The organism is Rahnella sp. PD12R (assembly GCF_019200965.1).
Classification (GTDB): Bacteria; Pseudomonadota; Gammaproteobacteria; order Enterobacterales; family Enterobacteriaceae; genus Rahnella; species Rahnella laticis.
The window spans coordinates 16,412-30,250 of record NZ_JAHTMS010000011.1; the positions used below are offsets into that span (position 1 = coordinate 16,412).

The following is a 13,839-nucleotide window of genomic DNA, read 5'->3' on the forward strand; positions in this document are numbered from 1 at the left end:
GAAACGGTGTTGTGGCATTTTTGTTTTGAGGTCGTGTTTACTGGCGCAGAAAAACTTGCGGCAAAGCGGTTTCCGGATGCGGGCAGACGTTCAGATCGGCCTGATACCAGCGGCTCAGCGTTTCTTCGCTCAGCACTTCAGCCGGTGTTCCGCTGGCGACAACTTTACCGCTGTGCAGCAAAATTATTCTGTCAGCATACAGCGCCGCCAGATTGAGATCGTGCAGCACGCAGCACACTGACAATGGCGTTTTCAGGGTTAGCTCGCGCAACAGGCGCAATGCATGTTGCTGATGGTATAAATCGAGCGCCGACGTCGGTTCATCCAGAAAAAGCCAGCGCGGGGCAGGTGCCGGTTGCCAGAGCTGGATCAGAACGCGTGCAAGCTGCACCCGCTGCTGCTCGCCGCCTGACAAATGGCGGTAGTCGCGTTCTGCCAGCGTCATACAACCGGTCTGCTGCATCACTTCGTTCAGTGCATGTTGCATATTTTGCTGGCCGTGCGGCGAGCGTCCGAGCGTCAGCACTTCACGCACGCTGAAACCGAACGCCATCGTACTGTTCTGGCGCATCACCGCGCGGGTGCGGGCGAGATCCTTCGATGTCCAGTCGGCCAGCCGTTTTCCCTGTAATGTACAATGCCCAGACTGCGGCGTCAGATAACCTGTCAGCATGCGCATCAGCGTGGATTTCCCCGCGCCGTTTGGCCCGATCAGCGCGACCATTTCGCCGCTTTTCAGGCTGAGTGAGACGTCGTCAATTAAGCGACGTCCCCCGGCGGAAAAGGACAGATTTTCCGCAACCAGCAATGAAGAGAGATCAGACATTGCGCGGCACTCCGGGACGTAAAATTAACCATAAGAAATACGGACCACCCAGCAGACTGGTCAGCAGACCCACCGGCATTTCAGCCGGTGCGACCAGCGTTCTTGCCAGTGTGTCGGCCAGTAACAACAGGCAGGCTCCGGCCATGGCTGATCCCGGTAATAACCAACGATGATCCGCACCCAGCCGCATGCGCAGCAGGTGAGGAATGACCAGACCGATAAAGCCGATAACACCGGAAACTGCGACCGCAGCGCCCACCAGCAGCGCACTCAGAAGCAATAATTGCAGCTGCGTGCGGCGGACGTTAACACCAAGGTAATGCGCATCTTCCTCACCGAGCTGCAAAATATTCAGGCGACGCGCCATGAATAATGTCGCCACGCAGGCGGGCAGAATTAACGATGCTGCAACCGCCAGCGTTGGCCATTGCGCCTGCCCGAGGCTGCCCATGCTCCACAAAGAAAACTGGCGCAGCTGCTGGTCATCGCTGACGTAAGTCAGAACCCCAACCGCCGCGCCACATAAGGCATTAATGGCAATCCCGGCGAGAAGTAAACGCGACAATCCGCCATGCCCGAAACGGCTCAGCGCAAACACGATGGCCGAAATCGCCAGGCTTCCCGCAAAGGCGCTGATCATGTGACCGTAGAGTGCCAGAATCGGCGGTAGCGAAAGCGGCATGACAATAGTCAGCGCCACGGCCAGCGCCGCGCCGCTGCTGATCCCAAGCAAACCCGGATCCGCCAGCGGGTTGCGAAACAAACCCTGCATCACGGCACCGGAACAGGCCAGCGCGCAGCCGACCACCACGGCCAGCAGCACGCGGGGCAGGCGCACGGTCAGCCAGATTTGCCATAACCCGTCGTCAAAAGGCCGCGTTAACAAGGTACGCAGCGACAACGCCATCGCGCCGGTATTGGCTGCCAGAATAGCCAGTACCAGCAGAGCACCACCGAGGCCGATCAGCGCCCAGACAGGAGAACGGCGTCGGGACGGCATTGGGGGGCTCATGCTGCTCATTTCGCTTGTTCCGCCGCCTGACGCAGTTTTGCCATAACGACCGGTGTTTGCAGGCCAAAGCCCAGCAGGGACATATCATCAAGCACTAAAACGCGCTTGTTTTTGCCTGCCGGCGTCATGGCAACCCCCGGTAATTTCCAGACCTGATCCATGCCACCCAGCGTTTTCACGCCGTCGGAGGTCAGCAATAAAATGTCCGGAGCGCTGGCAATGACGCCTTCCTGCGAAAGAGGGCGATAACGGCTGAAGCCCTGCATGGCATTTTTCGCACCGACGGACGTGATCATCGCGTCAGCCGCCGTATTCTGACCTGCTGCCATAGACGACATTCCGCCGTGGCTCATGACAAACAGAATCTTTACCGGCAAAGCATCGTGATGGATGGCATCAAGCTGAGAACGGTACGTCGCAATCAGCTTTGCACCTTCCGCCTGACGGTTGAGCGCGCCTGCAATCACTTCAATCTTTTTAGGTACGGTATCGACAGAAGCCGTGCCCGGCACGCGAATGACCTTCACACCGTTTTGCGCCAGTTGCTGTAAAACCAGTGAAGGTTCTGCCAGCTCGCTGCTCAGCACCATCGAAGGGCGCATGGAGAGGATCCCTTCGGTGTTGAGCTGGCGCATATAACCGACATCTGGCAGTTTCAGCACCGCCTGCGGACGCAGGCTGGTGCTGTCGCGTGCCACCATTTCATCGCCTGCGCCGAGGGCGTAGACAATTTCGGTCACATCGCCGCCGATGCTGACCAGTTTCTCTGCGGCGTGGAGCACGGGTGCAGACAAAATTGCCGCAGCGGCAATCAGCGCTTTCAGAGGTGTTTTCATGCGGCAACGCCTTCGCTGCTCAGTTGTGCCAGTTGTTCGCGCCACTGGGTCTGTTCTGCCGTGCCTTCAGTACGCTGGCCGTACAGTTGGGCAATTTGCGTGCCGTCTGCGGCAAATAATTCCAGGCTGGTGACAAAGCCGTCTTTGGTCGGTTTACGGGTGATCCAGCTTTCTGCGATGGCGCTTTCCACCAGATGAAGGGTGAAGCGTTCGTTGAAAACGTTAATCCATTCGCCGTGTGGCATCACTTTCTCAATCTGGCCGGTGAAGATTTGCACGCAACCGCGGTTGCCAACGAAAATCATAATTTCATTCTGATCTTCTTTTGCGATGTTCAGCAAACGGGTCAGTGAACCGTTTTCGACACGCCATGCCAGATCGTCACCTGCTGCTTTGAAAGCCTGCTGGCGGGTGACATCATGGCGTTTGAGAAGCTGGAAGAACTGGTGAACATCCGTCATTGCGCGCCAGTCAGCATCGATACTGCTGGTATCAGAAACGCTGGCCGGAGCCACAGGCGCGACCGGCTCAATCTGCAGCGGAGGATTGACATCAGTTTTGTATTGGGCAATCAGGGCGTCCCAGGCTGCCATGTCGGTTTCGTCGGTGTTATACACTTTATGAACCGCGTCGCCGTGTGCATCAAAGAACTGAATACTGTGGCGCACGCCGCGGGCTGTGTTTTCAGACATGCTGAAAACGTGCAGCCAGTGCTGAAGGAAAAGACGTAAATCCAGCGCGCGCGGATTCAGGATTAACCCCGCATGGCCGCTGAGATGCTGGTTTTCATAGCGCCCTTGCTGTTCGTGAACAGCGTAATCATTGCGGGTGATGGATTTTGTCCCGCCCACATTTTCCAGTGCGGCCAGCAATGTACGGGCATCGACATCCAGTTTCACTGCATCATGCGAAACGCGTAAAGACGTTAACTCGGCTTCACTGATACCTAAAATTCCCGCCAGATCGCGGGCATATTTACCGGGATTGGCTTCTTTGGCCTGTAAATAGTCCTGATAGTGAACTGAATGCATTGCTGTCTCCTCGTTGTCTTAACGTCATCTGCCAATAGGCAGATAAAAAATCGCGTTGTTATGTGAATGATTTGTAAAAATATTTGGGCCAGAGACCAGCTAACTTCATTGCTGGTAATGGGAATTAATATCAATTTGATAATCATTATCAAATCATTGCACAAACACATCAAGAAAATTTTTGTTGATGGAATGTAATTATTTACTGATAACACCTTAATTTACGGAGGATAAGCCGTGGGGAAAATCACTGGAAGCGGTTGAAGGGACGGAAAATTGCGCTGGAGCGGGCATTAAAAAGGGCAACATATGTTGCCCTTAAGAAGATGACTTCGGGGTGTTCAGAATCTTGAATTGGTCGCTTCAGCCAGCATCGACAGAAGGGTTTCAGTGTCAGCCCAGCTCAGACAAGGATCAGTAATGGATTTGCCGTAAACCAGCGGTTTGCCGGGAACAATAGGTTGCGTGCCTTCTGCCAGGAAACTCTCGGCCATAATCCCCGCGACGGCGGTTGAGCCATTGCGGATTTGCTGGCAGATGTCTTCGGCGACGTCCAACTGGCGGCGATGCTGCTTCTGGCAATTTCCGTGGCTGAAATCGACTACCAGACGTTGCGGCAGGTCAAACTCAGACAAACTCAGGCAGGCCTGTTCAAGATCATCGGCGTGATAATTAGGCTTTTTGCCGCCGCGCATAATCACGTGGCCGTAAGGGTTGCCAGCGGTGCGGTAAATGGTCATCTGACCGTTCTTATCCGGCGACAGGAACATGTGGCTGGTGCGTGACGAGCGGATGGCGTCAATGGCGATACGCGTATTGCCGTCAGTACCATTTTTAAAACCGACCGGGCAAGACAGCGCAGAAGCCATTTCACGGTGGATCTGGCTTTCCGTGGTGCGCGCACCGATTGCGCCCCAGCTGATAAGGTCGGAGATATACTGGCCGATAACCATATCCAGAAACTCAGTGGCCGTTGGAATTCCTAACTGATTGATGGCCAGCAAGACTTTACGCGCCAGTTCAATTCCGTCGTTCACGCGGCAGGAACCGTTGAGTTCCGGGTCAGAAATTAATCCTTTCCAGCCCACGACGGTTCGCGGTTTTTCAAAATAGGTGCGCATCACGATCTCTAAACGATCCTGATATTTTTCGCGCAATACGCTGAGCTGACCTGCGTAATCAATTGCAGCTTCAATATCGTGAATAGAGCAGGGACCAACAATCACCAGAAGGCGAGGGTCTTCGCCGCTGATGATTTTTTCAATACGTTTGCGTGATTGCATTACATGCTGTGCGACCGACGGGGAGATTGGCAATTTGTCTGCCAGTGCCTGAGGCGTAATCAGGCTGTCGATGCGCGTCGTACGCAGTTCATCTGTTTGTGACATGGTGTTCTCGAAAATTTGTTTCTTCGCTGCGGCAGGAATACCGGGAAGTGATGGCGATCACAATAACGTAAAAACAGATGATTTCAATCACTCTCGGCACGTTCTGCCATCCAAATCATTAAATGAATCAGAACATGCGGCGACTCATACCAAAGCTGTCCATAATCTTCGCCGAAATTTCCTCAACGGAATAATTTGTACTGTTGAGATACCGAATTTGGTTTTTGCGAAATAATGCTTCGACTTCAGACACTTCCATCCGGCACTGGCGTAAAGACGCGTAGCGGCTGTTTTCTACCCGTTCCTGACGGATAGCGGTCAGCCTTTCCGGGTCAATCGTCAGCCCGAAAAGCTTGTGCATGTGCGGTTTCAGCGCGGCGGGAAGCTGAATATTATCCATATCATCGGCGGTAAACGGATAGTTGGCCGCGCGGATCCCAAACTGTAATGCCAGGTAAAGGCTGGTGGGTGTTTTACCGCAGCGCGAAACGCCCAGCAAAATAACCTGTGCCTGATCGAGATTACGCAGGGATATCCCGTCGTCGTGCGCCAGCGTGTAATCGATAGCCGCAATACGGGCATCATATTTGCTGATATTGCTGGCGGTCAGACCGTGCGTACGGTTTGCCACCGGTGTCGGTTCAACGCCAAGCTCATTCTGAAGCGGTGCGACCAGCGACTGAACGATGTCCTGGCAGAATCCTTCGCTGCTTTCAATAATCTGACGGATCTTCGGAGCAATAATGGAGTAGAACACCAGCGGACGGGCGCCCGTTTTTTCGAAAATCTCATTGATCTGGCGGCTGACGGCCTGAGCCCGTTCTTCGCTTTCAACAAAGGGCAATGAGTAGGTCGTCGAATTGACCGGGAATTGTGAAAGCACGGCATGACCTACCACTTCAGCGGTAATCGCCGTGCCATCGGAAATATAAAACACGCATCTGTCCACTCATTGCTCCTAAATTTATATCAGTTCACTTTCCCTTGTCGGGACTCCGTAAGTAATAACCAGAATTTCAGGAAATAAAAAGGATAATTCTTCTTAACCATAACCTTCCTTTAATCCCTGCGAGACAGTGCGCAAAATGGCTGTAATAAATGAAATGGCATTTTAAATTTTCCGCGATATCTCGCAGCTTTATGAATTGCGTCAGCAATACTTCAGCAACTTTGTTATGGTTAATTTACTTGCGAAACTACTACGCACTTCTCACTGATTCATAAGGGATTATGTTGTTGTCGTGTTGCTGACGAATTTTAGCGTTCTGGAATTTTCCTAAACAAAAATAGTTTAATTTGCTGGATCGATTCACCTGTCTATGTCTTATGGATCATTATGCTAGTCTCGAAATGACAACGTTGCTTATTGGCATCCACTTGCCTCAGGCAACGATTGCACGACCGGTTTTACACTCCTACTGACTTTTACTGTGAATAAATTAAGAAAGGATTGTTTCATGGCTCATCTCGATCCCGATTTACGCAATGTTATCTGGTACAACCAACTGGGTATGAACGACGTTGATAAAGTCGGGGGTAAGAACGCATCCCTCGGGGAAATGATCACTAATCTGTCTGATCTGGGTGTTTCCGTGCCTAACGGTTTCGCCACTACGTCTCAGGCTTTTAATGATTTTCTTGATCAAAGCGGCGTTAACCATCGGATCCACGAACTACTGGACAAAACAGATGTGGATGATATCGGGCAACTGACCCAGGCGGGCACGCAAATCCGCCAGTGGATCATTGATACGCCATTCCAGCCTGAGCTGGAACAGTCCATCCGTGAAGCTTATCAGCAGCTTTCTGAAGGCGAACCGGACGCGTCATTTGCTGTGCGTTCCTCTGCCACCGCGGAAGATATGCCCGACGCTTCCTTTGCCGGGCAGCAGGAAACCTTCCTGAACGTTCAGGGGTTTGATGCGGTTCTCATCGCTGTGAAACATGTTTACGCCTCCTTATTTAACGATCGCGCCATTTCTTATCGCGTACATCAGGGCTACGACCACCGCGGCGTTGCGCTGTCTGCGGGCGTTCAGCGCATGGTTCGCTCTGATCTCGCGTCTGCGGGCGTGATGTTCACCATCGATACGGAATCCGGTTTTGATCAGGTGGTCTTCATCACCTCCGCGTATGGTCTGGGTGAAATGGTGGTGCAGGGCGCGGTGAACCCGGATGAGTTCTACGTGCATAAACCGACGCTGGCCAAAAATAAGCCTGCGATTGTGCGCCGTACCATGGGCTCGAAGAAGATCCGCATGATTTATGCGCCGAGCCAGGAACACGGTAAACAGGTACAAATTGAAGACGTGCCGGCTGAACTGAGCACCCGTTTCTCACTGACCGATGATGAAGTGCAGGCTCTGGCACGTCAGGCATTATTGATTGAAAAACATTACGGTCGCCCGATGGATATTGAGTGGGCGAAAGATGGCCATAACGGCAAGTTATACATTGTGCAGGCTCGTCCTGAGACCGTACGTTCAAACGGTCAGGTAATGGAACGTTATCAGCTCAATGGCAGCAGCAAAGTTCTGGTTGAAGGCCGTGCTATTGGTCATCGTATCGGTGCCGGGCCGGTGAAAATCATCCATGACATCAGCGAAATGCATCATGTGAAAGCGGGTGACATTCTGGTGACGGACATGACGGACCCTGACTGGGAACCGATCATGAAAAAAGCGTCAGCCATTGTGACTAACCGTGGCGGTCGCACCTGCCATGCGGCAATCATTGCCCGTGAACTGGGGATCCCTGCCGTTGTCGGTTGTGGCGATGCGACTGAAAAACTCAAAGAAAATCAGAAAGTGACGGTGTCCTGTTCTGAGGGCGATACCGGTTATGTCTACCAGGACGAACTGGACTTCACGGTACAAAGCTCAGAAGTCGATGAGCTGCCGAAGTTGCCGCTGAAAATCATGATGAATATCGGTAATCCGGACCGGGCTTTTGATTTTGCCTGTCTGCCAAATGAAGGCGTCGGGCTCGCGCGTTTAGAATTTATTATCAACCGCATGATCGGCGTCCATCCAAAAGCGCTGCTGGAGTTCGATACTCAGACGCCGGAATTACAGGAACAAATTAAGAAACTGATTCAAGGCTACGACAGTCCGCGTGAATACTATGTTGCCCGTCTGACAGAAGGGATCGCGACACTGGGCGCAGCGTTCTGGCCAAAACGTGTGATTGTGCGTTTATCCGATTTTAAATCGAATGAATACGCCAATCTGGTGGGCGGCGAGAAGTATGAACCGCATGAAGAGAACCCGATGCTGGGCTTCCGCGGCGCTGGTCGTTACGTTTCAGACAGCTTCCGCGATTGTTTCGCGCTGGAGTGCGAGGCGATGAAACGGGTTCGTAACGATATGGGGCTGACCAACGTTGAAGTTATGATCCCATTTGTCCGAACTGTGGCGCAGGCTGAGGCTGTGGTGAAGGAACTGGCAAATCAGGGGCTGAAGCGCGGAGAAAATGGCCTTAAGGTCATTATGATGTGTGAAATTCCATCGAATGCATTACTTGCCGATCAGTTCCTTGAGCATTTTGATGGCTTCTCAATCGGTTCAAATGACATGACTCAGCTGGCGCTGGGGCTGGATCGTGATTCCGGCGTGGTGTCTGAACTCTTTGATGAGCGCAACGAAGCGGTTAAAGCTTTGCTTTCAATGGCAATCAAAGCCGCCAAGAAACAGGGTAAATATGTCGGCATCTGTGGTCAGGGCCCGTCTGACCATCAGGATTTTGCACAATGGCTGATGGATGAGGGCATCGACAGTCTGTCGCTGAACCCGGATACCGTGGTGCAAACCTGGTTGGCACTGGCTGAAAAGTAAATAAACACGTCAGGTTTAAATAAATGAAATAAAGGCTGTTGCTTTCGGGCAATGGCCTTTTTTTTGAAACATCAAACCAGGAAAATGGAGGTGCCGTAATTAATCGCCGGGGAGAGAAAATAAAAAAAAAGCCCGTCATTGGAGACAGGCAAAGACTACACACAGCAATTTGGGGTATACCGGCTCAGGGGAAAGCCTGTATATAAATCAGTGGGTTGAAATCCGAACTGTTAATAATACTAGATTTCTCGAGATATTTAGTCTGTAAGAATCGTCCTAATAGGTATTATTCTCATACTAATAGATGAGAAGGATTGTTTTTGATGGTTTCAAAATAGGAAGAAGGAATGAGGAATAAAGAAGAGGGCGTTGCCTTTTAAGATCCAAGACAACGCCGGATGAAATTATTTCGCGGAACAATTACTCATCGAGTGCTTTCAGCGCTTCTTCCGGATCGGCATCCGGTTCTGGCGCTTCGTGAACCCACAACGAAATCAGGCGATAAGACACCGCCAGAACGACAGGGCCGATGAACAGGCCAATCATCCCGAACGCGAACAGACCGCCAATTACACCGGATAAAATCAGTAGCATAGGCAAATCTGCACCCATACGGATAAGCACCGGGCGTAAAACGTTATCCAGCGAGCCTACGACGCAACTCCAGACCAGCAGAACCGTACCCCAGGTATTATCACCCGACCAGTAAAGCCAGATGATGGCCGGGATAAGCACCAGCAAAGGTCCGATTTGTGCGACGCAACAAACAAACATCACCACGGTTAAAACCGTTGCATACGGGATACCGGCTATTGCCAGCCCGATGCCGCCCAGCACTGACTGAACAATCGCTGTGACCACCACGCCCAGCGCAACGGCGCGAATTGCCTGACCGGCGAGAATAACCGCAGCATCGCCACGTTCTGCCGCCAGACGCACGGCGAAATGACGGATACCCATCGCGACCTGCTCGCCACGACTATAAAGAAGCGCGCTGAACAGCAACATCAGAGAACAGTGGACGATGAACCGGCCCAGATGTCCGGCCTGCGTGACAAACCAGGAAGCGGTTTGCCCGACATAAGGCTGAACTTTGCTCATCAGGGCATTACCGCCGCCGTTAATGAGAGCATGCCAGCCGCTGTAAAGTTTATGGCCGACCAGAGGAATTGAGTTTAGCCAGTGGAAATCCGGCATATGAAGGGTCGACGGATTGGTGGCTATCCCCACCAGCGGCGCGCCATTTTCAATTGCGCTGCTGACCAGCAAGGCAATCGGCAAAACGAACAACAGGATCAGCAACAGCGTCATCACGATGACGGCCAGAAAACGCCGCCCCCACAGAATTCGCTGTAATTTAATCATCAGCGGCCAGGTTGCAATCACCACCATCCCCGCCCAGGCAAAGCCCAGAATAAAAGGCTGAACAATCCAGATACTGGCGATGGTCATCAGTGCTATGAACAATACCCCGAACATAATCTGGGGCAAATCGTAACGTTTAATTGGGAGATTCATTCATGTTTCTCATTTGGATAAACGAAGTAAGGCACGCGCCTTGTGCCTTAAAAACTACTGCTACATTGGGATAGCGATAAATAAGCATGGGACATCAGGCTGCTTTTGGATAGCGCCGCACACAATTAGTTGCAACACGTTGTTGCCAGTCGTGCTTTTTGCGGCGTGTCATGAAACAAATGCAACAAAGGCGAACCAGACGGAGCGCTTAAAAACGAAGTATGTTAGTTTTTATTCTGGGTAAATAACAGGGTGGATCTGCCTCGCAGATCCGGCAGGTCGCCTCGGGCCCGCCAGGCATACAACAAAGACAGAGTCATAATTCAATGATCCCACAGATTTCTCAGGCGCCGGGTGTCATCCAGCTGGTGCTCGATTTTTTGGAAGCGCTTAAAAGTAACGGTTTTACAGGTGATGTCACGACGACTTATGCGGACCGCCTGACGATGGCAACCGATAACAGCGTTTATCAGCTGTTACCGGATGCTGTCTTATTCCCTATCGCCACGTCTGATGTTGCACTGATTGCGCGTCTTGCCGGGCAGGAACGTTTTAAAACGCTGGTCTTTACGCCGCGTGGTGGCGGTACCGGTACCAACGGTCAGTCGCTGAACCGTGGAATTGTTGTTGATATGTCCCGTCATATGAACCGCATTCTCGATATCAACGTTGAACAAGGCTGGGTCAAGGTCGAAGCCGGTGTCATTAAAGATCAGCTCAATGATTATCTCCGTCCTTTTGGTTATTTCTTTTCTCCGGAGCTGTCGACCAGCAACCGTGCAACGCTCGGTGGCATGATTAACACCGATGCGTCCGGACAGGGCTCGCTGGTTTACGGTAAGACGTCAGATCACGTTCTCGGGGTTCGTGCGATTGTGCTAGGCGGCGAGATGCTCGATACCGTTGCCGTGCCGGTGGCGCTGGCGGATAAACTCGGTGAAGAAGATTCGGTAATCGGGCGGATTTACCGTACGGTGCTGGACAGTTGCCGCGATAACCGTGCGCTGGTTATTGAAAAATTCCCGAAATTAAACCGCTTCCTGACGGGCTATGACTTACGCCATGTCCTGAGTGATGACCTGCAAACCTTCGATCTGACCCGCATCCTCACGGGCTCTGAAGGGTCGCTGGCCTTTATTACTGAAGCGCGTCTGAATATTACGCCAATTCCCAAAGTGCGGCGTCTGGTGAATATCAAATATGATTCTTTCAACTCCGCGTTGCGCAATGCCCCTTTCATGGTGGAAGCCAAAGCGCTGTCGGTTGAAACCGTTGACTCCAAAGTCCTGAATCTGGCCCGTGAAGATATCGTCTGGCACAGCGTGCGTGATTACATCACCGACGTTGAAGGTAAGGATATGCAGGGACTCAACATTGTTGAGTTTGCGGGAGATGATGCCGACCTCATTGAAGATCAGGTCAGTGCGCTATGTGAGCGTCTGGACGGGCTGATGAGCGACAAAAAAGGTGGCGTTATTGGCTACCAGATTTGCGCGGATCTGCCCGGAATTGAGCGCATCTATAATATGCGTAAGAAAGCCGTCGGCCTGCTGGGGAATGCGAAAGGGCAGGCTAAGCCGTTGCCGTTTGCAGAAGATACCTGTGTGCCGCCGCAACATCTGGCCGATTACATCGTTGAATTCCGTGCGTTGCTCGACAGCCATAACCTGAGCTATGGCATGTTTGGGCACGTGGACGCCGGTGTTTTGCACGTTCGCCCGGCTCTGGACATGTGTGACCCGCAACAGGAAATGCTGCTGAAGCAGATATCGGATGAAGTCGTTGCCCTGACGGCCAAATACGGTGGTTTGCTGTGGGGAGAACACGGTAAAGGTTTCCGTGCCGAATACAGCCCGGCTTTCTTCGGAGAAGCGCTGTTCCATGAATTACGCCGGATCAAAACGGTTTTTGACCCTGACAATCGTCTTAATCCGGGCAAGATTTGTGCGCCGCTGGAATGCGATGAGCCAATGATGAAGGTCGATGCGCCGAAACGCGGCACTCTTGATCGCCGGATCCCGCTGGAGGTGCGCCAGTCATTCCGCGGCGCTATGGAGTGTAACGGCAACGGGCTGTGCTTTAACTTTGATGCGAAAAGCCCGATGTGTCCGTCGATGAAAATTACCGGCAGCCGTATCCATTCTCCGAAAGGGCGTGCCGGTCTGGTGCGGGAATGGCTGCGCTTACTTTCAGAACAAGGTGTCGATCCGCTGGCGCTGGAAAATGCGCTGCCGGAAAAAGGCCTGAGTTTCCGCAGCCTGATCGACCGTACCCGTAATACCTGGCATGCCAACAAAGGCGAATACGATTTCTCCCATGAAGTAAAAGAAGCGATGTCGGGTTGTCTGGCCTGTAAGGCGTGCTCGACACAGTGCCCGATCAAAATTGATGTTCCCGGTTTCCGTTCGCGCTTCCTCCAGCTTTATCACACCCGCTACCTGCGCCCGGCGAGTGACCATTTCGTGGCAAGTGTCGAAAGCTATGCACCGATAATGGCTAAAGCGCCAAAGCTGTTTAACTTCTTTCTTAAGCAGCCCTGGGTAAGGGAAATGAGCCGCAAAAGTATTGGCATGGTGGATTTGCCTTTGCTGTCCTCCCCGACGTTACGCGAGCAGTTGCTGGGGCATCGCGCCAGTAAAATGACGCTTGAAGAGCTGGAAAAAATCCATCCGGCACAGCGCGGCGAATACGTTCTGGTGGTGCAGGATCCGTTCACCAGTTTCTATGATGCACAGGTCGTGGCTGATTTTGTCCGGTTAATTGAAAAACTGGGTCTCAAACCGGTGCTGTTGCCTTTCTCTCCAAACGGAAAAGCGCAGCACATCAAAGGATTCCTGACGCGTTTCGCGAAAACGGCACGCAAGACGTCGGTATTCCTCAATCGTGTGGCGCAGTTAGGTATGCCGCTTGTCGGTGTCGACCCGGCGCTGGTACTGTGTTATCGCGACGAGTACAAGGAAATCCTTGGAGAATCACGCGGCTCGTTCCAGGTTCAACTGGTACATGAATGGCTGGATAACTGGCTGGGCGAACGACCGGCACAGCAGCAAAGCGGAGAGTCCTGGTATCTGTTCGGCCATTGCACTGAAAGCACGGCATTACCCAACAGCAGCAAACAGTGGGGAGATATCTTTGCCCGCTATGGCGCGAAGCTGGAAAATGTCAGTGTGGGATGTTGCGGAATGGCGGGAACGTACGGACATGAAAGTAAAAACCTTGAGAATTCGTTGGGGATTTACGAGCTGTCCTGGCACACCTCTTTACAGCGCTTGCCTCGCCAGCGCTGCCTGGCGACAGGCTACTCCTGCCGTAGCCAGGTAAAACGCATTGAAGGCAACGGGGTTCGCCATCCGTTGCAGGCATTGCTGGATATCATCCCCTAACCGATAAGGAAG

The 13,839-nt window shown here is 52.4% G+C and carries 9 protein-coding genes and 1 other RNA gene; 2 read left to right on the forward strand and 8 right to left on the reverse strand.

Annotation, left to right across the window (positions count from 1 at the left end; translation table 11 throughout):
- Positions 1-37: 37 nt before the first annotated feature.
- The 6 genes from KWG64_RS19770 to KWG64_RS19795 form a co-directional block, all read right to left on the reverse strand.
- Positions 38-826 (reverse strand): heme ABC transporter ATP-binding protein, encoded by a 789-nt coding sequence (locus KWG64_RS19770; protein ID WP_218522920.1) that lies wholly within the window; start codon positions 824-826, stop codon positions 38-40.
- A complete protein-coding gene (locus KWG64_RS19775; protein ID WP_370530258.1) occupies positions 819-1,847 on the reverse strand; it encodes a FecCD family ABC transporter permease in 1,029 nt (342 codons plus the stop codon). Before KWG64_RS19775 ends, KWG64_RS19770 begins: the two co-directional genes overlap by 8 nt.
- On the reverse strand, positions 1,844-2,674 hold the full coding sequence (locus KWG64_RS19780; RefSeq protein ID WP_218522921.1) for a hemin ABC transporter substrate-binding protein: 831 nt from the start codon (positions 2,672-2,674) through the stop codon (positions 1,844-1,846). Before KWG64_RS19780 ends, KWG64_RS19775 begins: the two co-directional genes overlap by 4 nt.
- The gene (locus tag KWG64_RS19785; protein WP_218522922.1) at positions 2,671-3,705 is read right to left on the reverse strand and encodes a hemin-degrading factor; all 1,035 of its coding nucleotides are present in this window, start codon (positions 3,703-3,705) and stop codon (positions 2,671-2,673) included. Before KWG64_RS19785 ends, KWG64_RS19780 begins: the two co-directional genes overlap by 4 nt.
- Before the next feature lie 341 nt (positions 3,706-4,046).
- Positions 4,047-5,093 (reverse strand): 3-deoxy-7-phosphoheptulonate synthase, encoded by a 1,047-nt coding sequence (locus KWG64_RS19790; protein ID WP_218522923.1) that lies wholly within the window; start codon positions 5,091-5,093, stop codon positions 4,047-4,049.
- Positions 5,094-5,220: 127 nt separating this feature from the next.
- Positions 5,221-6,042, reverse strand: a complete 822-nt coding sequence (locus KWG64_RS19795; protein ID WP_101077080.1) for a pyruvate, water dikinase regulatory protein — start codon at positions 6,040-6,042, stop codon at positions 5,221-5,223.
- Between the two features lie 508 nt (positions 6,043-6,550).
- Between KWG64_RS19795 and ppsA the strand changes: the two genes are divergently transcribed.
- On the forward strand, positions 6,551-8,926 hold the full coding sequence (ppsA, locus tag KWG64_RS19800) for a phosphoenolpyruvate synthase (RefSeq protein ID WP_195814448.1): 2,376 nt from the start codon (positions 6,551-6,553) through the stop codon (positions 8,924-8,926).
- Between the two features lie 120 nt (positions 8,927-9,046).
- On the opposite strand, the gene rprA is transcribed toward ppsA, so the two are convergent.
- An RNA gene (rprA, locus tag KWG64_RS19805) (antisense sRNA RprA) lies at positions 9,047-9,157 on the reverse strand.
- A gap of 189 nt (positions 9,158-9,346) precedes the next feature.
- A complete protein-coding gene (ydiK, locus tag KWG64_RS19810; protein ID WP_152325712.1) occupies positions 9,347-10,444 on the reverse strand; it encodes an AI-2E family transporter YdiK in 1,098 nt (365 codons plus the stop codon).
- Positions 10,445-10,770: 326 nt separating this feature from the next.
- On the opposite strand from ydiK, the gene KWG64_RS19815 reads away from it, so the two are divergent.
- On the forward strand, positions 10,771-13,827 hold the full coding sequence (locus tag KWG64_RS19815) for an FAD-binding and (Fe-S)-binding domain-containing protein (RefSeq protein ID WP_218522924.1): 3,057 nt from the start codon (positions 10,771-10,773) through the stop codon (positions 13,825-13,827).
- Positions 13,828-13,839 lie beyond the last annotated feature (12 nt).

Coding starts and splice junctions, on each gene's coding strand:
- KWG64_RS19775 (WP_370530258.1), bottom strand. CDS start 1,847: ATGAGCAGCATGAGCCCCCCAATGCCGTCCCGACGCCGTTCTCCTGTC.
- KWG64_RS19785 (WP_218522922.1), bottom strand. CDS start 3,705: ATGCATTCAGTTCACTATCAGGACTATTTACAGGCCAAAGAAGCCAAT.
- KWG64_RS19815 (WP_218522924.1), top strand. CDS start 10,771: ATGATCCCACAGATTTCTCAGGCGCCGGGTGTCATCCAGCTGGTGCTC.
- ppsA (WP_195814448.1), top strand. CDS start 6,551: ATGGCTCATCTCGATCCCGATTTACGCAATGTTATCTGGTACAACCAA.
- ydiK (WP_152325712.1), bottom strand. CDS start 10,444: ATGAATCTCCCAATTAAACGTTACGATTTGCCCCAGATTATGTTCGGG.
- KWG64_RS19780 (WP_218522921.1), bottom strand. CDS start 2,674: ATGAAAACACCTCTGAAAGCGCTGATTGCCGCTGCGGCAATTTTGTCT.
- KWG64_RS19790 (WP_218522923.1), bottom strand. CDS start 5,093: ATGTCACAAACAGATGAACTGCGTACGACGCGCATCGACAGCCTGATT.
- KWG64_RS19770 (WP_218522920.1), bottom strand. CDS start 826: ATGTCTGATCTCTCTTCATTGCTGGTTGCGGAAAATCTGTCCTTTTCC.